A 22,088-nucleotide genomic window follows, 5' to 3' on the forward strand; every position below is an offset into this window, starting at 1 on the left:
GAACCGGTTTCCACTTCGCTCGAAAACGCTTTAGTCGGCGACCGCCTGCGCCGGGGCGATGTTTCCGATCATCGTCTCGATCTCCGCCTTCACGAGATCCGGCACGGCGTTCTGCACCATGTGGCCGAGATCGGGCAGCACGATCAGCTTTGCATTCGACACCGCCGCGGCGAACGGACGCGCGTGGATATTGGTTCTCACCGTCTTGTCGGGCTCGCCGGCGATGATCGTAACAGGCGCCGTGATCGCGCCATAGCGCGCGACTTGCGCGGCGACCGACTCCTTCAGCGTCACCAGATCATAGGCATTGGCGATGAACTCGCGCGGGCGCAGCAAGAGCGGTGTCGCGGAGTCCTGCACGAAACCATCCGGCATGATCTGCGGCAGGAACACGTTGCGGGCCCCGGCTTCGGTGATGAAATAGCCGAGCGGCAGCGTGATGGTGTAGGCGAGCAGCGGGCCGATCACGGGCGTTGCGATGATCTCGTTGTAGCGCCCGACACCGCCGCGCCAGGGATGCGTGACGGGCGCGAGCATCACGAGACCTGCCACGCGGCGCGGGTGATCGAGCGCGATCCGCGCGCCGAGGGCGCCGCTCCAGGAATGCACCACGAAGACCGCGCGATCGATCCCGAGCTTGCCGAGCGCCTCGTCGATCATGCGCGCCTGAATCTGCGGCGTCGAATCCTGCCGGCTTGCGCGCGTGCTCCAGCCATGGCCGGGGCGGTCGATCAGAATCACGCGATGATCCCGGGCGAGGAGATCGCCGAGCGGCCGCCGCATCGCTTCGAGGTTGGAGCTCGCGCCGTGCAGCATCACGATCGGCGGGGCGGCCTCGCGCGGGCCGATCTCGACGACGTGAAGCGCGGCGCCCTCGACCTCGACCATGCGCCCCTGCGGCGGAAAGGCCCGCTGCACGGCGACGATTCCGGCCTGCGTGAGCAGCGCCAGCAGGACCAGCGCCGTCACGACTGACATCACGATCATGGAGAGAATCCGGGTGATCCTGGGCACGGGGCAGTTACGGGTCTGCTCGGCCGGCAGTTTCGCCGCCGGCGGTGCGCGCTTCCACTGAAAATGCAGGGGCTGTGGATATGTGCATAATTGCCGATCGAGAAAACTCAATGAAATCAGGGCTATTCAAAGCCGCACGCAAGCTTCGGACCAGCTTCATGCGGGCGTCATCGCAGCTTCCATATAATCGCCATGGTCGGTTCCGCCATCTAGGCGCGGGTGGGCGCCGATCCTCCTCGCAACATCAGGGGATGCGGGAAAGACCGGCAGGATTGTCCTGGTTTGAACCGGAGAATTTTCGATGAGCTTCAGATCGAACGATACTGCAATCGACGAAATCGTCGCGAGCTGCAACGGCGACCTGCGCGGTGCGGTGCGGGCGCTGCTCCTGATCAACGAGCATCTCGAGACCGAGCTGGCAAAGGCCTACGCCGCAGCCGCCGACCGCGGCCTGGTCGAGCGCGGCAGCAGCGTGCTGCATTAAGCGCAGCCTAGTTCGCCCCCTCCTCCTGCTTTTCTTCCTCGGGCGTGACCGGGGGACAGACGCGAATCGTCGAGCGCGCAAGCTTGGCATCGGCCCTGGACTTGTAGGGACCGTCGCCGAACCAGATGTCGCCAATGATGACTGGATTGCTGGTCACGATGGCGCATTTGCCGGTGGCACGGTTGCCGACCACCCAGAACAGTCCGTCGGCGAAGCTCACCGTCCCCGACGCGAGCAGCAACGTCGCTGCGACCATCAAATGCTTCATGGCTTTCGCTCCTGCCATGCAGGTAGGCCTGCAACAGGCCTTGCAATAGTCCTTGCAACGTCCCGGCTCGGATCGTGGTTAATCCGCGGCGGCCGCGATCGCTCAAGATATGATCGAGTTATAGCTAGATGTCGCGGCCTTCGACCTTTTCGGTCAGCGCCTTGACCTGGTCGGGGATCTTTTCCAGGTGCGGATTGACGGCGAGCGCCTTGCGGTAGGCCTCGAGCGCGCGCCTCTCGTCCCCGACCTCCTGCATGATCATGCCGAGGCCGGCGAGCGCGCCGAAATGGCGGGGCTCCCGGATCAGCACTTGCTGAATGTCCGCGAGCGAGCGGCCATAATCGTTCTGCATGTAATAGAGCGTCGCACGCCGGTTCCAGGCTTCGATGTAATCGGGCCTGAGCTTGATGATCGAATCCAGGAGCTTGATCGCGACGTCGATCTTCTTCGCATCGACGGCGGTCTTGGCGCGCGACATCAGGAGCGCGGCGGTGTCGCTCGGGGTCTGCAGCCAGATCGCCCAGATCCGCGCCTCGACATGCTTGGCGCTGGCCTCGTCGGGCGCCGCCTTCAGCGCGCCGAACAGGAAATCGAGATTCTTGCTGCGGTCGACCTTCGGCAGCTTCGACGGCGCCTCGGGCAGTTTCTTCTGCTTGCCGGGCGGCTCGACCTGCTGGGCCAAGGCGGCCGGCGCAAGGCCGGCGGTTCCCAGCACGAGGGCCAGGCACAGGGTGTGCGCGAAACGGAATCTCACTGCCATGGTGGAAGTCTAAACGCGCAAAGCCGCCCTTGCAAAGCAAAGGCGGCGTCAAACTCGTGTGAGACCGGATCTTGCGGGGCGCGCGAAGGCTCCCGGCAGGGCGTGATCAGCCGCTCAGATCAGCCCTGGCGCGCCTTGAAGCGGCGCTGCACCTTGTTAATCACATAGACCCGGCCCTTGCGGCGGACCAGGCGGTTGGCGCGATGGCGACCGCGCAGCGATTTCAGCGAGTTACGGACCTTCATGGCAGAATCCTGAACGTTCGAAAGGCCGTGTTCGGCACTACCGTTTCGGCACGCGCGAATGTGGCAAAATGAGATTTTTCCCGCTGGCGGACCGACCGCCCGGGACGGAGCGGTTCTTAAGGCATGGCGGGAGGTCATGTCAATGTTAACTGCCCGGCTCCCAACGAGCAAAACCGTGAAAACAACCCCATGCACAGTAGAAGCGGCCGGATCGGCCCGATCCGGCGCATGGGAGGTCAGGCTCGGCAAAGACTTTTGCCGCCTGCGCTTTCGCCGCCACCAGCGCCTTGCCAAATTCGTTATATCCTATAATCAATTCGGCAACCCGTCGGGAGGACACCCATGCCGAAGCTGAAGCTGCCTGATATCGACAAAGTCGTCGCCATCGACATCCACACCCATGCCGAGGAGCCCTGCGGCACCCATCCCGACGACGGCTACGACGATTTCCAGGCGCAGATGGCGGAGTATTTCAAGTCGCCGCACAAGCATCCGCCGACCGTGCCGGAGACCGCGGCCTATTACCGCTCCAAGAACATCGCTGCGGTGATCTTCCCTGTTGATGCCGAGCGCGAGACCGGCTTCCGCCGCTACAAGAACGAGGAGATGCTGGAGATCGCCTCCGAGCATCTCGACGTGCTCATCCCCTTCGTCTCGATCGACCCGCACAAGGGCAAGCTCGGGGCCCGCGAGGCGCGCAAGCTGATCGAGGAATATGGCGTGCGCGGCTTCAAATTCCATCCGACCATGCAGGGCTTCTACGCCAATGACCGCATGGCCTATCCGCTCTATGAGGAGATCAACAATGGCGGCGCGATCGCGCTGTTCCACACCGGCCAGACCGGCGTCGGCTCCGGCATGCCCGGCGGCATGGGCATGCGGCTGAAATATTCCAACCCGATGTACATGGACGACGTCGCGGCCGATTTCCCCGACCTCAAGATCATCCTCGCCCATCCCTCCTTCCCCTGGCAGGAAGAGGCGCTCTCGGTCGCGACCCACAAGCCGAACGTCTACATCGACCTGTCGGGCTGGTCGCCAAAGTATTTCCCGCCGATCCTGGTGCGCTACATCAACTCGATTCTCCAGGACAAGATGCTGTTCGGCTCGGACTGGCCGGTGATCACGCCGGACCGCTGGCTGTCCGATTTCGCCAAGATCGAGATCCGCGACGAAATCCGGCCGAAGGTGTTGAAGGCGAACGCGCGCAAGCTGCTGGGGATCTAGACGATCCGCTTCCATGAAACCGGCATGCAACTAGGTTTGGCCACGGGGTACATCTCGGCTGGCGTAGCCTAGCGTATCCCTTCCATCTCTGGTCCGGATTCGGACGGCGCGTAGAGTACCTCGAACACGACGCGCGCCGCCTGCTCCGGATCCTCTGGGTACGTCAGAGCGACCGACATCGTACCCACGTTCTTTCAGGCTGGCGGCCGGGCCGCGGTCCACATCGACCTCACGACGTTGTGTGATTCCACCCGATTCAAGCTTGGGCTGCTCACCAGCGGCGTCGAAGTAGGTGGATGGGGCGCGTGATACTCCGGCGATCCAGGACGCAAAAGCAGGTTGGAGGGAAACTTTCGGGTACCCGGGTCGTTCGCTAAGACACGTTGAGCAGCGAATGCCATGTCTCGCCCCACCGTCCTGATCACCGGCAGCAGCGGCTTTCTCGGCCAGGCGATCGCGCGCGGCTTGATGGATCGTTACCAGGTCATCGGCCTCGATGTCAGCCGCCCTAAGAAGCCGTTGTCCGGCATCGAGACGATTGAGATCGACCTCACCTCGGATGCAATCGTGGCGAAGGCGCTGGACCAGGTTCGTGCGCGAACAGGCCGTCGGATCGCCTCGGTCATTCACCTTGCCGCCTATTACGACACGACCGGCGAGGACAACCCGAGATACGATGCCGTCACCGTTCAGGGAACGCGCCGACTGCTGGCGGCCCTTCAGGCATTCGACACGGAGCAGTTCGTCTTCTCGAGCACGCTGCTCGTGCATGCTCCTAGCTCGGCAAAGGGAAGAAAGATCGATGAAGATTCGCCGATCGAACCAGCTTGGGCCTATCCGCAGTCAAAGGCGAAGACCGAGACCCTGATCCTGAACGAGCATGGCAACATCAAGGTCGCGATCCTGAGGCTTGCAGGTGTCTATGACGAGGATTGCCGTGCGGCATTCATCGCGCAGCAGATCGCCCGCATCTTCGAGCGCTTGCCGACCGCTTATCTCTTCACCGGCGACATCACCACTGGCCAGCCCTATCTCCACAAGAACGACCTCGTCGAGGCCGTGGTACGCGTGGTCGATCGACGCAATGATCTTGCTGATGAAACGACACTGCTCATTGGCGAAGAGGAAACGCCGAGTTACGACGAGATGCAGAGGCGGATTGGCCAGCTTGTGCATGGGGAGAGATGGCGGACGATGTCCCTCCCGAAAGAGATGACGAAGCTCGGCACTTGGATGCAGGAGAAGGTTCTCGATCAGGATACCGACATCAAGTCGTGGATGATCGAGAATGCCGACGACCATTATGAGATCGATACTTCGCGAGCGAGGAGCCTCTTGGGGTGGAAACCCCGACACAGTCTGACCGCCACGCTGCCCGAAATGATCCGGCGGCTTAAGGTCGACCCGACGGACTGGTACGAGACGAACAAACTTCATCCTGCGACGGTCGCCGCTTCCGAACCCGAGCTCGACCAGGCCGCGGAGAGACTGCGGCAATCGGTGGAGCCTTCGAAAGATGAGGTTGAGGCCGAGACGGAACGGCATCGGGCGCGCACGCTCTGGGCGCCGCTGACCAATGCAGCGATTGGACTGTGGCTCGTCGCCTCGCCTGTCACGCTTGGTCTCTTCGATCCATCCGCGGCGCCAATTCCACCGGCGCTGGGACATGAGATCGCTTCGCCCGAGACACGTGACGGCAGGCTCGGCATCAGCGAGATCGTGTCCGGCATTCTTGTCGTCGCGTTCGCACTCATCGGCATGCGTCGGCGCTGGCGCTGGTTGCAGTGGCTCACCGCTGCCGTCGGCATATGGGTCATGTTCGCACCTCTCGTGTTCTGGACCACGAGCGCTGGAGCCTACGCCACCGATACGCTTGCTGGCATGCTGATCGTGACGCTCGCGGTGATGGTTCCTCCAACACCGGGCATCAGCCGCCAAGCCCTCGCCGCCGACGATGATCGCCCCCTCGGCTGGACCTACTCGCCATCCACATTCAGCCAGCGCCTCCACATCATTGCTCTGGCCTTTGTCGGCCTGTTCGTCTCGCGCTATCTCGCCGCCTATCAACTCGGTCATATCGACGGCTTGTGGGATCCTTTCTTCGGCCCAGGTGATGCAGCGGTCGCCAATGGCAGCGAGGCGGTGGTGACCTCCTGGGTCTCGAAGGGCTTTCCGGTCGCCGATGCCGGGTTTGGCGCCTTCGCCTACGCGCTAGATGCCCTGGCAGGCGCGATCGGCGACCGTCGCCGCTGGCGCACAATGCCATGGATGGTGATTCTGTTCGGCCTACTGGTTATCCCGCTCGGGCTCGTGAGCGTCAGCTTCATCATTATCCAGCCCCCTTTGATCGGTGCACTGTGTACGCTCTGCATCATCCAGGCCGCGATCACGATAGTGCTCATCCCCTATTCGATAGATGAGGTACTGGCGAGCTGTCAGTATCTTTGGGGCGCGAAGCAGGCGGGCCAGCCGTTCTGGCGCACTTTCTGGCGCGGTGGCCCGGCGCTCTCCGAGAAGCAGGCGCCGACGCCCGATCTCGACCGCCCGTTATCGGCGGTGCTGCGCGACATAGTCACCGGCGGCGTCAATTTTCCCTGGACGCTGGTCGCGAGCTCTTTCCTTGGAATGCTGCTGATGATCACGCCGCTTGCCTTCGGCACGAGCCCGATCCTCTACTTCAGCGACCATATCACCGGCTGCCTTGTCATCCTCGTCGCCGTTACGGCGATGGCGGAGGTGGCGCGTGCCGCGCGGTTCGCCAACGTCGCGCTCGGAGCATGGGTGGCAATCTCCCCCTTTGTCCTCGACGGCGCCACGACAACGGCGACGATAGCCAACGTTGCAACCGGTGTCCTCCTCATCGGGCTGAGCCTGCCACGCGGCACCCGTAGCGCCGCCCATTACGGCGGATGGGACCACGCAATAGTATGATGCAACGGCGGGCTCTGCGTGGGCGCCACCGAAGATGATGCGGGGAGCTTTCTCATGACGCATCTGATCGGACAGCGGCATCACGTATGGCTCGCCGAGTGCTTGATCGCTGCAACAACAGAGGTGCCCTCTCTCCCGCAGGCTTGCGGGAGCGAGTCGGGAGAGGGTGCTTCCGCAATGGGACAATCCCCAAGAGGACAAAGCCCTCACCCGGCGCCATAGCCGATGCGAAGCATCGGCGTCTTAGAGAACGGCGGCCAGAGGCCGCCTATGCCTCTCCGCAAGCGGGAGAGGTGAACGAGCCCCACCGATCAATTCAACCTAAAGCCATTTCGCTCTAATCGTATCCTCATCGCAGCGCATGAGGGCTTCGATCCCATTGACCAAAGCCCTCGCACTCAGACGAAGGCTTCAGACTTGAGCCAAGCCTCCATCGACAAAGACCTCGCCGCCGGTCATGTAGCTGCTGTCCGAGGACGCCAGGAATGCGGCCACTGCCCCGGTCTCGCTGGGGTCGCCGACGCGCCCGATGGGCGTGGCGCTGCCGAGTGCATCGAAGGCTTCCTCGCCCACGACCTCCAGCGCCAGCTCCGTCTTGGTCGGCCCCGGCGACAGCACGTTGACGCGGATGCCCGTGCCGCGCAGGTCCAGCGCCCAGCTGCGCGCCAGATTGCGGATTGCGGCCTTGGTCGCGCTGTAGATGCTGAACTGCGGCGTCCCCATCACGCCCGTGCTCGAGCCGGTCAGGATGATCGACGATCCCCTCCGCATCAACGGCAGGGCTTTCTGCACGGTGAACACCAGCCCCCTCACATTGACATCGAAGATCTGATCGTAGTGCTCGGGGGTGATCTGGCCGAGCGGCGCAAACGCGCCGGTCCCGGCGTTGGCGAACAGGACGTCGACATTGCCGCGTTCGGCCTTCACCGTCGCATACAGTCGGTCGAGGTCGGACAAGTCGGTGACCGATCCCCTGACTGCGCGCGCCGAGGACCCCAGCTGCGCGAGCGCGGCGTCGAGTGGCTCCTGCCGTCGCCCGAAGATGTAGACGAATGCGCCCTCATCGACGAACCGTTTCGCGGCTCCGAGCCCGATGCCCGTTCCACCGCCCGTCACCACCGCCGTCTTGCCTTGTAGTCTGCTCATGATGTGCTCCTTCATTGAGGTTGCACTGAGCTGGCGGCCTACCTACCTGACCACAAGTATGCACCTTTTGGTAAGTACCCAAAAAATGTCGTCAGATCGTACAGACCTCATCTCCCCGCCGGCGCAAGCCCAAGCGGACGTCCAACGTTGCACGCCGAACCTGCCCGGCTTCACCTGCGGCTTGGATGCGACCTTGCGGGTCGTCTCGGGCAAGTGGAAGCCGCTGATCCTGTACTTTGTCGCCCAGGACGGACCGACTCGTTACGGCGAGCTTCGGCGCGCCATACGCGACGTCAGCGACAAGGTGCTGATCCAGCAGCTCAAGGAGCTGGAGGCCGATGGCCTGGTGAAGCGGACCGACTACAAGGAGGTGCCGCCGCGGGTGGACTACAGCCTCACCCCGCTGGGCCAGAGCCTCGCCGAAGCTCTGGTGCCGCTCTGCACGTGGGGCACCGAGCACATGGCGGAGGTCAGCCGGGTGTTCGCAGAGCGGGCGACCTGGACACGGCCAGGACGTCAGTCGACTGCCTAGCTCGCGCTACTCGTCGTCCGAAGTCTGCTCCGCCCCTGATAGCAGCGCGTTGCCGCAACTCGACTTGCGTCCGACTGGGTCAAAACCGGACGATGCCGAAACCCATGACAGCTTGTCCGCGGTCAATCCATCCAGCCAATGACGCCAAGAAACCAACCACCAAAGAAAGAGGTGATAAGCATGATGAGTACGAGAAGATAGTCCGTTTCGATGGGACCGATTTCCTGCCTGTCTAGAACCTGATGAAGTCCGAGCAGCCCCAGTGCACAAATTCCTGCGCAGAAAAGGGGCCACATCGCTGCACGCCGTTGCTGACGGTCCAGCCGTCCCTGAAGGTTTCGCGGTAGAGATCCAGCTCGACGATACGCCACCACAGCACTCAAGACGACCACGATCAGACAGGCAGTGAGGAAGTACATGGCCAGAATCCTTTGCGCCCTGGTTTGTACTGGCTAATTCCTAGAGAAGGGCTTGCTGAGCAGGTCGAAGTCTATCAATTACGATCGGCTTCCTAGCTGGACGCTATGCGCAGGAAGTCTGCTAAGGGCCAGTAAGCTGACGTACTCGGTGCGAAAGCGCCATCAATCAATAAGCTTGTCTGCCCGAGCAAGAAGAGGCATAGGAATTTCGATACCCAGTATGCTGGCAGTCTTGAGGTTGATGTAGATTTCATATCGATCTGGCTGTTCGACGGGAAGATCGGCAGGCCGAGCACCTCGAATAATATTATCAACAAAGACGGCACCCTGCCTCACCATCGCAAAAAGATCAGGACCCAAGCTGATCAAGCCGCCTGCGACAACCGATTCCCTAAACCCATGACAACTTGGTATGCGATGGGCGAGAGAAAGCTCGGCGATCGTTCTTGAGTTTACGGAGGTGAACAAACCCGCGATTACGATCAGCCCGCTAACGGCAGCTCTTTCAATCTGGTCAAATGCAGCGGGCAAGTCATTTGGAGTCTTAATATGAACCATGATCAGTTCAATGTTCATGGTGGGAGCAGCTCTCTCCAACGAATTCATCGCGAACACAACATTCGGATCGCCTTGCGCGGCTAATACGGCAATCCGTTCACAAGTCGGTATGATCTCCTTCAGCATCTGCAATCGCTTCGCGTATGTTTCGGTCGCGGCTTCAAACGTTACCCCGGTCATGTTGCCACCGGGATGAGACAAGCTTTGAACTAGTCCAATGTCGACGGGAGCGCCGACGGACAGAAACACGGTAGGGGTATCCGAAGTCAGGCGCTTTGCTGTTGCGGCACCGAGGGTCCCCCACATGACTAGAATGTCGATTTCCGGGAGTAGGCTAGTGATAGCGATTTCGATCACCTTTGCATCGGGCGTCACATTGATGCGATTTATCGCGATGCGTTTACTTTGAATATATCCGAGAGCGCCAAGTTTCTGCGAGAATGCTTCGAACAATTGATCGCCTAACCCGCCGGTCCCGATGTAGCCAAGCCGCCAGGCTCTTCGGGATTGCTGCGCTTGAGCCGCAAACGGCCACATCACAGCGCCGCCGACAAGCGTGATTAAATCGCGCCGATGCATGTGCCCCTCCCTCGTAGGACCACGCCTATGAAGTGAACTATACAAGCTCAGACGCGGCTAAGCGTGGTGCAATTGGCCGCATCCGGAATGGCGTTTCATTTCCGCAAAGGCTCACAAGCGGCTCTCGACCAGACGGGCTCGGCAGGTCGGCTAAGGGTCACAAGCTGTCAATCACACCTGCAGTGGCAGACGTCCGCTTTGCTCTGGTAAGCTGACGAATTATACGCACGCCCCAATCGGAGTTCTTGTGACCACAACCCCGGAAGGACAGCCGATGCCCATCAAAGCCGTCGTCTTCGACGCCTATGGCACGCTCTATGACGTCCAGTCGGTCGCGGACGTCACCGAGGATGCGTTTCCGGGCTATGGCGCGATCATCACGCAGGTCTGGCGCATCAAGCAGCTCGAATACACCTGGCTGCGCTCGCTGATGGAAGCTTACCAGGATTTTGACGCGGTCACGCGCGACTCGCTCGCCTATACGCTGCGTGTGCTCGGACTCGCCTATGAGAGCGAGGCATTCGAGCGCGTCATCGAGAAATATCTGCATCTCGATCTCTATCCGGATGCGGCCGAAACGCTCGCGGCCCTGAGACCGCGCAAGCTCGCCATCCTCTCCAACGGCAGCCCGGACATGCTCAATGCGCTGGTACGCAATTCCGGGCTCGACCGCCTGCTCGATGCCACCATCAGCGTCGACGCGAAAAAGATCTTCAAGCCGAGCCCACAGGCCTATGAGCTGATCGGCGAGGTGCTCGGCACCGCGCCTGATGAGGTTCTGTTCGTCTCCTCCAATCCCTGGGACGCCGCCGGGGCAAAATCGTTCGGACTGAAGGTTGCCTGGATCGAGCGGGTGACACCCGAAGCGATGGCGCTGGCTTGCGTCGAGAACGAACTCGTGGCACCGCTCACCATGTTCAAGGCGATCCGCACCCAGATGGACGAGCTCGGCTTTGCGCCGGATCATCGCGTCCGCGCCCTCTCCGAGCTGCCGGGAATCGCTTAGGGGTCGTCGCCCGCCTGTAAGATTGGAATGAGCTGCCCGGAATGAGCCTGGAATCCGTTCGCGCCTTCTTCGCCGAGAAAGCCCCCGACATCTCCGTCATTGAATCCCCGATCAGCTCCGCGACCGTGGCGCTGGCGGCCGAAGCCTATGGCGTCGAGCCGGGAATGATCGCCAAGACGCTGAGCTTGCGGATCGGCGAGCGCGTGATCCTGATCGTCGCGAGCGGCACCTCGCGCATGGACAACAAGAAGGTGAAGGCGCAGTTCGGCGGCAAGCCGAAGATGCTGGGTCTGGAGGAAGTCGCCGACATCACCGGACACGAGGTCGGCGGCGTCTGCCCGTTCGGCCTGAAGTCGCCGCTGCCGATCTATTGCGACATCTCGCTGAAGGCATTCGACGTCGTCGTGCCGGCTGCCGGCTCGACCCATAGCGCGGTGCGCATCACACCGGAGCGGATGGCCGAGCTGACCGCGGCTGAATGGGTCGACGTCTGCGAGCACAGGCCCTGAGCGGCGCTATTCGTCCTCGTCGTAAGGCCGCTGTGGAGGCGGCGGAGCAATGTAGCGTGGTGGCGGTGCGGCCCGGCCGCGCGGAACCTGTTGCTGCGGCGGCATCTGGTTGCTGGACTGGAACACCGCACGGCAGCCGCTCGAAAGCTGTGGCGTATTCTGCTGCAAGCAGGCCACGATGCGGTTCACGTCGGGAATCTGATCGCTGCACAGGCGCCACACATCAGGTGTGCAGGCCATCTGCTGTTCCATCGTGCCGCGGTATTCCTGCGCGGATGCAGCGCTGTGCGCCATGATGCCGCCGACCGCAAGCGCCACACCTAGCGCGATCCGCTCTGTTCGCATGTCCAGATCCTTCCCAAGTCTCTCGAATTCTCTTCAATCAATGAGACGCGAGCTTGTTCTGGACCAACAACAAAATGTGAAAAGCGCGACTGGAACCATGGCAGCTCCCGCTGACGCCTTGGTCCGTGGCGCCCCAGCAACAGGGCAGAAGCAAACCGGCGTCTTGCGCCTTTCGCCATAAGGCATTTCGCCTGACGCCAAGAATCATGACGGCGCTCCCGCTAGCAATGGGCTGCAATGAGGGGAATGTCGATGCCGACTGCAAGACCGGTCTGTGCGCAAAACGTCGCCACGGCCGCAATCTTTCGCCGCAAGCTACTGGTCACCACCGCGCTGGCGCCCCTCGTGCTTGCCTTCCCGGTCCTGACGTCCAGCCCGGCGCGCGCCGCCTGCACCGTGGCAGGCACCGGCACGATCGGCGCGCTCAATTCGAGTGATGTCGCGACCTGCACCGGCCTCGGCAACACCGATCACATCAACGCCACCGGCGGCACCAACGTCACCGTCAATGTCGGCGACGGCACCACGACATCGCTGCTGCCCGGCGCCGGCATACCTGCGATCGTTTTCGACGGCACCATCGCCTCGCATGTCACCGTCAACAATCAGGCGACAGCCTCGACCTCCAGCGGAGCGGTCCTGCTCTCCAATGGATCGACCCACAACAATGTGACGGTCGCCGCCGGTGCGACCGCGGAAGGTACGGGCAACGCCGAAGCAGCCATCGTCATCGACAATTCGAACGACAACCTCCTCAACATTCGCGGGACGGCCGTCGGCACCGGAGGAAACACGACGGGACTGCGGATCAGCGGGACGTCGAGCGGCAATGTCGTCCTCGTCTATGACAGCGGATCGATCGGCGGCGGCCATACCGGCGTGCAATTAATCGCCGGCGGCAATTCGCTCGTCAATGGCGGCACGATCTCCGGCGGCTTCTTCCTCGCCATCCAGGGCTCTTCCGGCAGCGACACCATCTTCAACGCCGGCACCATCTCGGGCGGCGGCAGCGGAGCGATCGAGCTGAATGGCGGCGATGATCAGCTCGGCCTCGCTCCGGGGGCGACGATCACCGGGAATGTTCGCGGCGGGAGCGGTACCGACACGCTGAACTTCGGCAGCATTGGCAGCGCCACGTTCGACCTCGGCAATCTCGGCCCCGGCCTGCAATATGACGAGTTCGAGCAACTGAAGAAGAACGGCAACTCCGTCTGGACGCTGACCGGCACCACCGCCTTCAACGGCGCGACGACAGTGGACGCGGGCGGGCTGATCGTGAACGGCACATTGCCCTCGGTCGTCACGATCAATGGCGGCTATCTCGGCGGCACCGGCACCGTCGGCGGAATCGTCGTCAACAATGGCGGCATGGTCGCGCCCGGCAATTCGATCGGGACGCTCAACGTCAACGGCAACGTCGCCTTCAATGCCGGCTCGACCTTTCAGGTCGAGATCAACCCCGGCGGCCAGTCCGACAGGATCGCAGCGACCGGGACCGCCACGCTCAACGGCGGTACGGTGCAGATCGTGCCGCTCGGCGCAGGCTTTATCGCCAACACGCAATACACCATCCTCACGGCGGCGGGCGGCGTCAGCGGCACGTTCGCCGCGCTCACGAGCTCTGGCAGCCCGCTAGTCACGGGGCAGCTCAGCTATGACGCCAACAACGTCTACTTCCTGCTGCAGCAGATCGGCGGCTTCGGAACGTTGTCGGGGCTGACGCCGAACCAGGCCGCGGTGGCCGGCGCACTCGACCAGGCACAGCTCGGCGGCGCATCGGGACCGCTGGCCACTGCGATCAACACACTCGCCGCGCTCAATACGCCAGGCATCAAGGCCGGCCTCGACGACCTGGCCGGTCAAATCCACGCCGATGGACGCCGCTTCGTCGCGGATCAAGCCGACATGTTCCAGAGCTTCATGTGGAATGCCGGGACGCAGTCGCGCGGCGAGACCGTTCGGATGACCGCGTCCGCCTACGCGCCGGAGCCCAGGGACCCGATCGGCAAGGCGCTGAACCGCCGCCGCGCGGCGCCGATGCAGAGCGTCTGGTTTGGCGGCTATGGCAATTGGGACAAGGTGGCCGCGAGCGACATTGCCTTCGGAACCAACACGACCATCGCCGGCGCCGCGCTCGGTGCCGACCTCTGGCACATGCCGGGCTTTACGGCAGGCCTCGCGGTCGGCGCATCGACCGGCCAACTGCGAATGACCGGCCGCGCCGACCGTATCGAGGCCAATGCCGGGCATGCCGGCGTCTACGCGCGCGGCGAAGCCGGCGGCTTCAATCTCGCATCGGCGATCAGCTATTCCTTTGCGGCGCTCGACTCCTCGCGCGCGATCGCGTTCCTCGGCGAGACGGCAACTGCCGCCTCGCGTGCAAACACCTTTGCCGCTTCGCTGGGCATCTCGCGGCCGTTCCAGACCGGATGGGGTCTTGTCGCCGAGCCCTTTGCCAAGGCTGATTGGTACGCGACACGCCAGGGCAGTTTTTCAGAGGCCGGTGCGCCGGGGGTCAATCAGCTGGTGCGAGGCGGCAGTTTCGACCTCGGCTATGGCACGGCCGGCCTGCGCGGCAGCCAGCGCATGATGATGCCGAATGGCCACGCGGCACAGTTCGGCGCGACCATTGCCGTTCGTCATGAGTTTACCGGCAGCGCGGCAACCACGACGGCGGCGCTGGAAGGCGCACCCGGCATTCCGTTCGCGATCACCGGCGTCGAGCGCGCGCGCACGGTGGCGCTTGCCGGCGCCGAAATCCGGTGGGACCTGACGACCGCGACATCGTTCAAGGCCTCGTACGAGGGCGCGTTCGCGCCGGGATACGACCGTCACACGCTGCGCGGCCTGGTCCGCAGCGAATTCTGAACGGCCCTACTCCACCTTGCCAATCTTCTTCACCGCCGCGATCAGCCGCTTGCTGTCGGTCGCGACGAACTCAGAGAAGGCCGGCGCGTCCTGATAGGCGACGAGGCTGCCCGAGGTCTCGAATGCCTTGAGCACATCAGGACTCGTCATCACCTGTGCCATCGCCTCGCGCAGGCGAATCGCGATCGGCGCAGGAAGAGCGCTCTGCGCGAACAGGCCGGCCCAGATGTAAAACTCGACGTCCTTGTAGCCGAGCTCCTGGAAGGTCGGCACATCAGGGAAGCTCGCGATGCGCTGCGCGCCGCAATTGCCGAGCACGCGCAGCCTGCCGTCCTCGACCTGCGGTTTCAGCGTGCCGGGTGCAGCGGTGATCGCCTGCACGGTGCCGCCGAGGATCGCAGTCAGCGCAGGACCTGCGCCGCGGAACGGCACGTGCAGCAGCTTGATGCCGGCGCTGCTCGCGAACATCTCCATGGCCACATGCAGCGTGCCGTACGGCCCGGACGAGCCATAGGCGATCTGGCCCTGCCGCTTCTTCGCATCCTCGACGAAATCCTGCGCGGTTCTCCAGGGCGCCGAGGCCGGCACCGCGAGCAGCGTGGGATCGGCGAGCACGCGCGCGATCGGCATGAACTGCGAGACCTCGTAGGCGACGGGTCGGTCGAACAGCCGGTCGGCCTCAGGGAGCACCGCGAGCGAGGACAGCGTCATCAGCAGCGTGTAACCGTCGGGCTCGGCACGCGCGGCCGCGGCATTGCCGACCGATCCGCCGCCGCCTCCCGCCCGGTTGTCGACGATCACAGGCTTGCCGAGAATTCGCTCCAACGCCGTCGCGACCGGTCGCGCAGCGAGATCGGCCTGTCCGCCGGCCGGGAACGGAACGATCATGGTGATGTTGCGCGAGGGGTAAAGAGCTTGGGCAAAGCTTGATCGAGAGCAAGCGGCCTGTGCGAGGGGCAGCACGGCAGCGGCCTTCAGAAGTTCGCGGCGGTTCATTGGTGGGTACCTCCCCGATTGTTTTCGTGATTGGGAGGCAGCCTAACCGGAATGGATTGTGTTGCGATAGCCGTGCGCTTGCACCCTCCCCGGCGGGGCCTGGAGGGGGCGGCCGTTGGCCGCATCTCCCCAACTACTGCGACTGCAACAGGGTGGGCAGGCTCTTGTCGAGGACGTTGCCGAGCAGTTGCCGCGTCGACGCGCGCATCACTGGATTGTTGGCGGCTTCCGGCGGTTCTGGCCACTGCGCCCAATCGATACGCAGCGTCGGCGGCCCGGTCATAAAGTTGCTTCCGCTGATCGAGCCTTCGCCGCTCTTCAGAATATCGAAGCTTTGCCCGTCATGAACGTAGATCCGTATTACCGCGTAGATGTCGGCCATGTCGTACAGCGGGCTGACCTTCATGACACCGATGCCGAAGAATCCACCCTGGCGTATTCCCTTGATCACGACGACATAGCGTTTGCATCCGGCCTGACCGGCAACTTGGCGGACGATGGCGCCGGCCTTGTCGCTGCGAACGAACATGCCAAGCCCGGGATCGTAGGAACTGAATGCGGATCTATCGGCAGCGATCCTGCGGACGACAAAACCGGAGCCGACCGCGGCCCTCACACGTTCAACAACGAGGTCATCGAGCCCGAAACCGTCGACCGGAACTTCCTTGTTCTCGTTGCCGAACACGGTCACGCCGATTCTTCACGATGAAGCGATCGCCCAGCAGCGATATCAGGCCGACGCACGGTCCTGCAGCTTGCGGCGTGGACTGCGAAGCAGGTGCCGGCTTGGGAGGCGCGTTCTTTGCCGGCTTGGCAACCGTCGCCGGCTGGTTGGTTTGCGCCTGCGCGGGGCCGGCCAGGCACAGTGCGAAGAGGAAGAGGCAAACAAGACGAAGCATCATGTAGCGGTCATCGAGTTGTTGAGAAACGGGAAGCAGGAAACAGAACGCGGCGCGGGTATAGACAACAAAGTTCATGACCGCAACGCGAGGGCCCTAGCGTTTCTTCAACTTGGCAAACTGCCTGGGCAAAAACTCCGTCAGCGGCAATGCCGCAGCCGCACGCAAGAGACCGCGTCGATCCATGATTTGCCCTCGCCTGATTTTCTTGTTTCGCTGCCAGGCTAACGCGCCAGGCAGCAAGAACAAGACGTTTACGAAGCGTTAGCCATATCGGGCTCCTTCAGGAACGCATGTCCGGGCCCGCTGTTGCCTTCCCAGGGAGAGTGGATGATGCGGAATCTGGCGACTATCGACGTTGCGCTGGACGAGATGCTGGTGAATCTCGCCGCGATCGTGTTGCGGCTTTCGACGCCCGAATTGACGCGAACGCCGGAAGCGCGGCGCGCGCTGGCGCGATCCGTCCATCAATATGGTGTGTGTGCGGCGCGGTCGAGCGACCCACGCGTTCACGAATTGAAGGCGCAATTGGAGGGGACGCTGAAGCCAAGCCTGCGCGTCGTCGCGATCCATGGCGTGAAGGTGTCGTAGTTCGTCATTGCGAGGAGCTCTTGCGACGAAGCAATCCAGAATCTCTCCGAGGAGACATGCTGGATTGCTTCGCTGCGCTCGCAATGACGGAGAGCGTTGAAGCCGCGCGCGCTCCTACGACGCTTTGCTTTTCCCGCGCGGCCGCCGCTTGCATGTGCCCGGCAGCTTCGCTGCCAGGAAATCGGCGAGCGCTTCGACGCGCGCGGGGCGGGGGCCGCCGGGCGGGGTAACGAGGTGCACGGCGCCTTCGGCCTGCTTCCAGTCCTTCAGGATGACTTCGACCTCGCCCGACGAGATCGCCTCGCCGACGATGAATTCCGGCAGCTCGGCGATGCCGAGCCCCGCGATCAACGCCGGCATCACGGCTTCGCCGTTGTTGACGCGAAGCTGGCCGCCCGGGCGCACGCTGGCCTGCTCGCCGGCCGAATTGGTGTAGTGCCAGGCGTTGGGCGTGGAGAGATAGGCGTAGCTGAAGCATTTGTGCGCGGCGAGATGCATCGGGTGCGTCGGCCGGCCGTGCTTCTTGAGATAGGACGGCGCGGCGACCGTGTAGCGCGGCATGGTGAAGAGCCGCCGCGCGATCAGCGAAGAGTCCGGCAGCCGCGCGATCCGCACCGCCATGTCGAAACCTTCGCCGATCAGGTCGACGGTCGCATCGCTCAAATGCAGATCGACGGAGACTTCCGGATAGGCCTTGAAGAACTCGGGCAGCAGCGGCGCCACCGCCTTGATGCCGAACGTCATGGGGACGGCGAGCCGCACCAGGCCGCGCGGCGCCACCGACTGCGCCAAGGCCTCGTTCTCAGCGGCCTCGCCGTCGGCCAAGAGGCGCGTCGCGCGTTCGGCCAGCTTGTGGCCGGCATCGGTCAGCGCGAGCCGGCGCGAGGTGCGGTTGAACAGCCGCGCGCCGAGCCGCTCCTCCAATCGCGTGACCGCCTTGGACACCGTGGCCTTGGACATCCCAAGCTCGCTCGCGGCCCCCGCAAATGATCGCAGCTCCACGACTTTGGCGAAGATCGCGAGCGCTTCGAAATCTGGAAGTTTTGCCATGGCAGCCGGTCCTAGTGGAGCATTTAAGGAAACAATGCGTTTCGACAGTTTCTATTTCTATACCACAGGCGAAGGCTTATCCAACAGGTCAATCCGACATCAAGGAATTGCACAGATGATCGAACTCAGACCTTTCGCGAAGCTCGGCGGCGCCGATCACGGCTGGCTCAAGGCCAAGCATCATTTCTCGTTCGCTGGCCATTACGACCCGAACAACATGGGCCACGGCGCCTTGCGGGTGTGGAATGACGACGAGATCGCGCCGAACACCGGCTTTCCCGCCCATCCCCACGCCAACATGGAGATCATCACCTATGTGCGCGAGGGCGCGATCACCCATCAGGACAGCCTCGGCAACGAGGGCCGCACCGAAGCGGGCGACGTGCAGGTGATGAGCGCCGGCAGCGGCATCCGTCACTCCGAGTACAATCTCGAGCCGACCAGGACGCGGATCTTCCAGATCTGGATCGAGCCGGCGATGCGCGGCGGACAGCCGACCTGGGGCTCAAAACCGTTCCCGAAGGCAGACCGCTCCGGCAGGCTCGTCACCATCGCAAGCGGCTTTGCGGGCGACACGGACGCACTGCCGATCCGCGCCGATGCCCGGGTGCTCGCCACCACGCTGAAGGCGGGCGAGAGCGCGGAGTATGAGCCGCAGACGTCGCGGCATCTCTACCTGGTGCCGGCGGCAGGCGTTGTCGAGATCAACGGCGTCCGCGTCAATGCCCGCGACGGCGCCGCGATCCGCGACGAGGCCAAGCTGAAGATCACGGCGCTCGAAGATTCCGAGCTCGTGCTCGTCGACGCGGCGTGACGAACAAGCAACCAATCACCTCACCCAATCCCAACGGAGACCACCATGACAAAAGTTCTCGTCCTCTATTATTCCGCCTATGGCCATATTGAAGCGATGGCCAATGCCGTCGCCGAAGGCGCGCGCGAGGCCGGCGCGACCGTTGACATCAAGCGCGTGCCCGAGCTGGTGCCGGCCGAGGTCGCGAAAGCCTCTTACTACAAGCTCGACCAGGCCGCGCCGGTCGCCAAGATCGAGGACCTCGCCAATTACGACGCGATCATCGTCGGCACCGGCACCCGCTTCGGCCGCATGGCCTCGCAGATGGCGAACTTCCTCGACCAGGCCGGCGGGCTCTGGGCCAAGGGCGCGCTGCACGGCAAGGTCGGCGGTGCCTTCACGGCCACCGCGACCCAGCACGGCGGCCAGGAGACCACGCTGTTCTCGATCATCACCAACCTGCTGCATTTCGGCATGGTCGTGGTCGGCATGAACTACGGCTTTGCCGGCCAGATGAAGCTCGACGAGGTCACGGGCGGTGCGCCCTATGGCGCCACCACGATCACCGGCGGCGACGGCAGCCGCCAGCCCAGCGCCAACGAGCTCGCCGGCGCGCGCTATCAGGGCCGCCAGATCGCGGAGACCGCCAAAAAGCTGCATGGATGATGCGACCCTGGGCGGCATTCTCAGCCGGGAATGCCGCCCCAATCCGGGATCGGGATACGGTCACCATTAAATCTGCGTGATGTCGGCGTGAGGCCGAACCGGCTCCGTCGGTAGAGGTGCGGGCGCCGTCGAAAGCCACCAGCCCTCGCCGGCAAACCAGCATGTCTCGTCGGGGACGCCCTCTCTCCGCAACGACTGCACCCCTTCCCAACCTTTCGTGAACGCCTCGCCCAATCGCCGGCCGGCCTCGGCATCCTGCAATCCCGCGCAGCCGATGAATTGGGCGCGACTGAGGAATTTCGCCGGCCAGATTTCACCGTCATCCGGCCGCGTGATCATCAACATGCCGCCGTACATGTCTTCGGGCGCGAGCGGAAACACCAGCCGCCCGCCGGGCCGCAGCGCATCGAGCCATTCCGCCGCCGGCTGCGCCGCGCCCGCGCAGACATAGATCACGTCGGCCTCCGGCAGATCCGCCGCGATGCCCGAGCGTCCGCGCACGTCCACATGGGCGATGTCCTTCAGATTGTCGCGCGCAAGTCCCGCCAGACGTTCATCGATCTCATAGGCGTGAACGCGGCCGCCGGGACCGACGAGATGCGCGAGAATTGCGGTGTAATAGCCGCTGCCGGCGCCGATCTGGACCACGGTCTCGCCTTCCTTCACCGCGCAGCCGCTGAGCCAGTAGGCGTGCGCGCCGGGCATGCCGATGTTGAGACCGCGCGCCGGGTCCAGCGCCAACAGCGCATTCTGATAGAGGAAGGCGGGATCATCGTCAGGCGTGACCACATAGGGATGGCCGCCGAGGCAGATCGACCACGGCCCGGGCCCGGCGAACGGCTCGCGCCTGACGGTCCGAAAGGCCTGCTCGAGGCGAGGGTCCGCAGCCTTCGCCGCCGCGCAGATCAACTGCGCATAGAATGCACGATATTTTGCCGAACGGTCTTCCATGTCGCCTCCGCGGAATGGAAGCGACGATAACACAACGAGGACGATCATCGGAAGGCTTGCGCAATCGCGGCCTTTGGTGACGGCGCCGTGACGTAGCCACGCCTCAACTCCGTTCCATTTTCTTCCTGACGAGGTCCTTGCCGATCGGCCGCACGGGTTCGCTCCGTAGCACCAGCGAGGTCGTCACAGCGCCAAAACCGGCGATGCGATCCACGATGGTCTCGAGATCCTCCGGCGCCGGAACGAGCACCTTGAGCACGAAACAGTCATCGCCCGTGACGCGATGGACTTCGATGATGTGAGGGATTTCGCTGAACCGCTTGAGGCAGGTCTTGATGTGCTCGTGCGAGGTGCGCAGGCGCACCAGCGCCATCAGGCCGAGCCCGAGAGCGCGCGGGTTGATGCGGGCGCCATAGCCCTCGATGATGCCGGCTTCCTCGAGCCGCTTGACGCGTTCGGACACGGCCGGCTGGGACAGCCCGACGGAACGGCCGAGCTCGGACAACGGCACGCGCGCATTGGCCTGCAGCGCCTCGAGGATCTTCAAATCCTTGGCATCGATGCTCCCGAAGCGATCCAAACTCAATTCTCCGTTCCACCTTGAGATCATCGGCAGATGGTCGATTTCGCCGATGACTTGCCATGTGATGCAGGACCGCGATCGGTCACACTGCGGTCACCTCAGATATCACGGGACGTTCATGCACGACATCATCACATTGCCCGGGCTCGGCGGCTCCGGAGATACCCACTGGCAGACGCTATGGGAGCGCGCTGACGCGCGCTTCACGCGATTCCAGCCGGCGAGCTGGGACCAGCCGGAGCTCGACGACTGGGAGCAAGCCCTGGAGCACGTGGTCGCGCGCTGCGCCAGGCCGCCCCTCCTGGTCGCACACAGCCTCGCCTGCCTCTTGGTGGCGCACTGGGCCGCGCGCTTCCCTTCCGCGATTGCGGGCGCCTTTCTGGTCGCCGTGCCCGATCCCGATGGCGGCCATTTTCCCGCGGAGGCCGCAGCGTTCAAGCCGGTCCCCGGCGGCGCGTTGCGCTTTCCCGCGCTGATCATCGCGAGCACGAATGATCCATATGGAGCGCTCGAGGTGACACGGCGGCGGGCGCAGGACTGGCAGTCCGGCCTGATCGTGCCGGGCGCGCTCGGCCACATCAATGCCGCGAGCGGGCTCGGCGACTGGCCGCAAGGACGCGCGTTGCTGGATGCTTTCCGGGCGGGCCTTCCGAGGTGATGGCGAAACA

The 22,088-nt window shown here is 63.5% G+C and carries 25 protein-coding genes; 11 read left to right on the forward strand and 14 right to left on the reverse strand.

Annotation, left to right across the window (positions count from 1 at the left end):
- Positions 1-30: 30 nt before the first annotated feature.
- Entirely contained in the window at positions 31-987 is a 957-nt protein-coding gene (locus tag I6F16_RS15255) for an alpha/beta hydrolase (RefSeq protein ID WP_036021165.1), read from the reverse strand.
- 328 nt (positions 988-1,315) lie between these two features.
- On the opposite strand from I6F16_RS15255, the gene I6F16_RS15260 reads away from it, so the two are divergent.
- Positions 1,316-1,498: a hypothetical protein gene (locus I6F16_RS15260; RefSeq protein ID WP_028180446.1), complete on the forward strand. Its 183-nt coding sequence runs from the start codon at positions 1,316-1,318 to the stop codon at positions 1,496-1,498.
- Between the two features lie 7 nt (positions 1,499-1,505).
- Here I6F16_RS15260 and I6F16_RS15265 read toward each other — a convergent pair whose 3' ends face one another.
- The 3 genes from I6F16_RS15265 to ykgO all read right to left on the reverse strand — a co-directional run bounded on the left by I6F16_RS15265 (position 1,506) and on the right by ykgO (position 2,771).
- Complete coding sequence (locus I6F16_RS15265) at positions 1,506-1,766, reverse strand: hypothetical protein (protein ID WP_035997474.1); 261 nt, start codon at positions 1,764-1,766, stop codon at positions 1,506-1,508.
- A 124-nt stretch (positions 1,767-1,890) separates the two neighbouring features.
- On the reverse strand, positions 1,891-2,526 hold the full coding sequence (locus tag I6F16_RS15270) for a tetratricopeptide repeat protein (protein ID WP_225111587.1): 636 nt from the start codon (positions 2,524-2,526) through the stop codon (positions 1,891-1,893).
- 119 nt (positions 2,527-2,645) lie between these two features.
- Positions 2,646-2,771 carry a type B 50S ribosomal protein L36 gene (ykgO, locus tag I6F16_RS15275; RefSeq protein WP_006611362.1) on the reverse strand — a complete coding sequence of 42 codons (126 nt, stop codon included), beginning with the start codon at positions 2,769-2,771 and terminating at the stop codon, positions 2,646-2,648.
- Positions 2,772-3,113: 342 nt separating this feature from the next.
- Here ykgO and I6F16_RS15280 point away from each other — a divergent pair, with 342 nt between their 5' ends.
- Positions 3,114-3,998 carry an amidohydrolase family protein gene (locus I6F16_RS15280; RefSeq protein ID WP_036021159.1) on the forward strand — a complete coding sequence of 295 codons (885 nt, stop codon included), beginning with the start codon at positions 3,114-3,116 and terminating at the stop codon, positions 3,996-3,998.
- Positions 3,999-4,397: 399 nt separating this feature from the next.
- On the forward strand, positions 4,398-6,929 hold the full coding sequence (locus I6F16_RS15285) for an NAD-dependent epimerase/dehydratase family protein (protein ID WP_225111586.1): 2,532 nt from the start codon (positions 4,398-4,400) through the stop codon (positions 6,927-6,929).
- Between the two features lie 411 nt (positions 6,930-7,340).
- Here I6F16_RS15285 and I6F16_RS15290 read toward each other — a convergent pair whose 3' ends face one another.
- The gene (locus I6F16_RS15290; protein ID WP_225111585.1) at positions 7,341-8,075 is read right to left on the reverse strand and encodes an SDR family oxidoreductase; all 735 of its coding nucleotides are present in this window, start codon (positions 8,073-8,075) and stop codon (positions 7,341-7,343) included.
- 160 nt (positions 8,076-8,235) lie between these two features.
- Here I6F16_RS15290 and I6F16_RS15295 point away from each other — a divergent pair, with 160 nt between their 5' ends.
- Positions 8,236-8,607 carry a helix-turn-helix domain-containing protein gene (locus I6F16_RS15295; RefSeq protein ID WP_057028577.1) on the forward strand — a complete coding sequence of 124 codons (372 nt, stop codon included), beginning with the start codon at positions 8,236-8,238 and terminating at the stop codon, positions 8,605-8,607.
- Between the two features lie 122 nt (positions 8,608-8,729).
- On the opposite strand, the gene I6F16_RS15300 is transcribed toward I6F16_RS15295, so the two are convergent.
- Positions 8,730-9,026: a hypothetical protein gene (locus I6F16_RS15300; RefSeq protein ID WP_225111584.1), complete on the reverse strand. Its 297-nt coding sequence runs from the start codon at positions 9,024-9,026 to the stop codon at positions 8,730-8,732.
- 162 nt (positions 9,027-9,188) lie between these two features.
- Positions 9,189-10,163, reverse strand: a complete 975-nt coding sequence (locus I6F16_RS15305; protein ID WP_225111583.1) for an ABC transporter substrate-binding protein — start codon at positions 10,161-10,163, stop codon at positions 9,189-9,191.
- A 274-nt stretch (positions 10,164-10,437) separates the two neighbouring features.
- Between I6F16_RS15305 and I6F16_RS15310 the strand changes: the two genes are divergently transcribed.
- Together I6F16_RS15310 and I6F16_RS15315 are read left to right on the forward strand one after the other, a co-directional pair.
- A complete protein-coding gene (locus tag I6F16_RS15310; RefSeq protein ID WP_225111582.1) occupies positions 10,438-11,169 on the forward strand; it encodes a haloacid dehalogenase type II in 732 nt (243 codons plus the stop codon).
- Positions 11,170-11,210: 41 nt separating this feature from the next.
- Complete coding sequence (locus I6F16_RS15315) at positions 11,211-11,678, forward strand: YbaK/EbsC family protein (protein ID WP_036036398.1); 468 nt, start codon at positions 11,211-11,213, stop codon at positions 11,676-11,678.
- A gap of 6 nt (positions 11,679-11,684) precedes the next feature.
- On the opposite strand, the gene I6F16_RS15320 is transcribed toward I6F16_RS15315, so the two are convergent.
- Complete coding sequence (locus I6F16_RS15320) at positions 11,685-12,023, reverse strand: hypothetical protein (protein WP_035997417.1); 339 nt, start codon at positions 12,021-12,023, stop codon at positions 11,685-11,687.
- Between the two features lie 252 nt (positions 12,024-12,275).
- Here I6F16_RS15320 and I6F16_RS15325 point away from each other — a divergent pair, with 252 nt between their 5' ends.
- Positions 12,276-14,891 (forward strand): autotransporter outer membrane beta-barrel domain-containing protein, encoded by a 2,616-nt coding sequence (locus I6F16_RS15325; RefSeq protein ID WP_225111581.1) that lies wholly within the window; start codon positions 12,276-12,278, stop codon positions 14,889-14,891.
- A 6-nt stretch (positions 14,892-14,897) separates the two neighbouring features.
- Here the strand turns inward: I6F16_RS15325 and I6F16_RS15330 are convergent, their stop codons facing one another.
- The 3 genes from I6F16_RS15330 to I6F16_RS15340 form a co-directional block, all read right to left on the reverse strand.
- Positions 14,898-15,887: a tripartite tricarboxylate transporter substrate binding protein gene (locus tag I6F16_RS15330; RefSeq protein WP_225111580.1), complete on the reverse strand. Its 990-nt coding sequence runs from the start codon at positions 15,885-15,887 to the stop codon at positions 14,898-14,900.
- Between the two features lie 133 nt (positions 15,888-16,020).
- Positions 16,021-16,578: a hypothetical protein gene (locus I6F16_RS15335; RefSeq protein WP_225111579.1), complete on the reverse strand. Its 558-nt coding sequence runs from the start codon at positions 16,576-16,578 to the stop codon at positions 16,021-16,023.
- Positions 16,520-16,864 (reverse strand): alpha/beta hydrolase family protein, encoded by a 345-nt coding sequence (locus I6F16_RS15340; protein WP_225111578.1) that lies wholly within the window; start codon positions 16,862-16,864, stop codon positions 16,520-16,522. The genes I6F16_RS15335 and I6F16_RS15340 overlap by 59 nt, the downstream gene beginning before the upstream one ends.
- 255 nt (positions 16,865-17,119) lie before the next feature.
- Between I6F16_RS15340 and I6F16_RS15345 the strand changes: the two genes are divergently transcribed.
- Complete coding sequence (locus I6F16_RS15345; protein ID WP_225111707.1) at positions 17,120-17,377, forward strand: hypothetical protein; 258 nt, start codon at positions 17,120-17,122, stop codon at positions 17,375-17,377.
- A 114-nt stretch (positions 17,378-17,491) separates the two neighbouring features.
- Here the strand turns inward: I6F16_RS15345 and I6F16_RS15350 are convergent, their stop codons facing one another.
- On the reverse strand, positions 17,492-18,427 hold the full coding sequence (locus tag I6F16_RS15350; RefSeq protein ID WP_225111577.1) for a LysR family transcriptional regulator: 936 nt from the start codon (positions 18,425-18,427) through the stop codon (positions 17,492-17,494).
- A gap of 115 nt (positions 18,428-18,542) precedes the next feature.
- Between I6F16_RS15350 and I6F16_RS15355 the strand changes: the two genes are divergently transcribed.
- Entirely contained in the window at positions 18,543-19,241 is a 699-nt protein-coding gene (locus I6F16_RS15355) for a pirin family protein (RefSeq protein ID WP_225111576.1), read from the forward strand.
- Positions 19,242-19,286: 45 nt separating this feature from the next.
- A complete protein-coding gene (gene wrbA / locus I6F16_RS15360) occupies positions 19,287-19,886 on the forward strand; it encodes an NAD(P)H:quinone oxidoreductase (protein WP_057028278.1) in 600 nt (199 codons plus the stop codon).
- 66 nt (positions 19,887-19,952) lie between these two features.
- Here the strand turns inward: wrbA and I6F16_RS15365 are convergent, their stop codons facing one another.
- Positions 19,953-20,837, reverse strand: coding sequence for a class I SAM-dependent methyltransferase (locus I6F16_RS15365; RefSeq protein WP_225111575.1), 885 nt, complete (start codon positions 20,835-20,837; stop codon positions 19,953-19,955).
- 103 nt (positions 20,838-20,940) lie between these two features.
- Entirely contained in the window at positions 20,941-21,417 is a 477-nt protein-coding gene (locus tag I6F16_RS15370; protein ID WP_036021132.1) for an Lrp/AsnC family transcriptional regulator, read from the reverse strand.
- Between the two features lie 121 nt (positions 21,418-21,538).
- On the opposite strand from I6F16_RS15370, the gene I6F16_RS15375 reads away from it, so the two are divergent.
- Entirely contained in the window at positions 21,539-22,078 is a 540-nt protein-coding gene (locus tag I6F16_RS15375; protein ID WP_036021129.1) for an alpha/beta hydrolase, read from the forward strand.
- Positions 22,079-22,088: the final 10 nt, after the last annotated feature.

The organism is Bradyrhizobium sp. IC4060 (genome assembly GCF_020193715.1).
Classification (GTDB): Bacteria; Pseudomonadota; Alphaproteobacteria; order Rhizobiales; family Xanthobacteraceae; genus Bradyrhizobium; species Bradyrhizobium yuanmingense.

Bases quoted from the DNA above. Each gene is read 5' to 3' on its own strand.
- I6F16_RS15280 (WP_036021159.1), top strand. From the start codon at position 3,114: ATGCCGAAGCTGAAGCTGCCTGATATCGACAAAGTCGTCGCCATCGAC.
- I6F16_RS15260 (WP_028180446.1), top strand. From the start codon at position 1,316: ATGAGCTTCAGATCGAACGATACTGCAATCGACGAAATCGTCGCGAGC.
- I6F16_RS15300 (WP_225111584.1), bottom strand. From the start codon at position 9,026: ATGTACTTCCTCACTGCCTGTCTGATCGTGGTCGTCTTGAGTGCTGTG.
- I6F16_RS15265 (WP_035997474.1), bottom strand. From the start codon at position 1,766: ATGAAGCATTTGATGGTCGCAGCGACGTTGCTGCTCGCGTCGGGGACG.
- I6F16_RS15365 (WP_225111575.1), bottom strand. From the start codon at position 20,837: ATGGAAGACCGTTCGGCAAAATATCGTGCATTCTATGCGCAGTTGATC.
- I6F16_RS15310 (WP_225111582.1), top strand. From the start codon at position 10,438: ATGCCCATCAAAGCCGTCGTCTTCGACGCCTATGGCACGCTCTATGAC.
- I6F16_RS15285 (WP_225111586.1), top strand. From the start codon at position 4,398: ATGTCTCGCCCCACCGTCCTGATCACCGGCAGCAGCGGCTTTCTCGGC.
- I6F16_RS15350 (WP_225111577.1), bottom strand. From the start codon at position 18,427: ATGGCAAAACTTCCAGATTTCGAAGCGCTCGCGATCTTCGCCAAAGTC.
- I6F16_RS15340 (WP_225111578.1), bottom strand. From the start codon at position 16,864: ATGAACTTTGTTGTCTATACCCGCGCCGCGTTCTGTTTCCTGCTTCCC.
- I6F16_RS15355 (WP_225111576.1), top strand. From the start codon at position 18,543: ATGATCGAACTCAGACCTTTCGCGAAGCTCGGCGGCGCCGATCACGGC.
- ykgO (WP_006611362.1), bottom strand. From the start codon at position 2,771: ATGAAGGTCCGTAACTCGCTGAAATCGCTGCGCGGTCGCCATCGCGCC.
- I6F16_RS15325 (WP_225111581.1), top strand. From the start codon at position 12,276: ATGCCGACTGCAAGACCGGTCTGTGCGCAAAACGTCGCCACGGCCGCA.
- I6F16_RS15305 (WP_225111583.1), bottom strand. From the start codon at position 10,163: ATGCATCGGCGCGATTTAATCACGCTTGTCGGCGGCGCTGTGATGTGG.
- I6F16_RS15270 (WP_225111587.1), bottom strand. From the start codon at position 2,526: ATGGCAGTGAGATTCCGTTTCGCGCACACCCTGTGCCTGGCCCTCGTG.
- I6F16_RS15315 (WP_036036398.1), top strand. From the start codon at position 11,211: ATGAGCCTGGAATCCGTTCGCGCCTTCTTCGCCGAGAAAGCCCCCGAC.
- I6F16_RS15330 (WP_225111580.1), bottom strand. From the start codon at position 15,887: ATGAACCGCCGCGAACTTCTGAAGGCCGCTGCCGTGCTGCCCCTCGCA.
- I6F16_RS15345 (WP_225111707.1), top strand. From the start codon at position 17,120: ATGCGGAATCTGGCGACTATCGACGTTGCGCTGGACGAGATGCTGGTG.
- I6F16_RS15290 (WP_225111585.1), bottom strand. From the start codon at position 8,075: ATGAGCAGACTACAAGGCAAGACGGCGGTGGTGACGGGCGGTGGAACG.
- I6F16_RS15320 (WP_035997417.1), bottom strand. From the start codon at position 12,023: ATGCGAACAGAGCGGATCGCGCTAGGTGTGGCGCTTGCGGTCGGCGGC.
- I6F16_RS15255 (WP_036021165.1), bottom strand. From the start codon at position 987: ATGATCGTGATGTCAGTCGTGACGGCGCTGGTCCTGCTGGCGCTGCTC.
- wrbA (WP_057028278.1), top strand. From the start codon at position 19,287: ATGACAAAAGTTCTCGTCCTCTATTATTCCGCCTATGGCCATATTGAA.
- I6F16_RS15375 (WP_036021129.1), top strand. From the start codon at position 21,539: ATGCACGACATCATCACATTGCCCGGGCTCGGCGGCTCCGGAGATACC.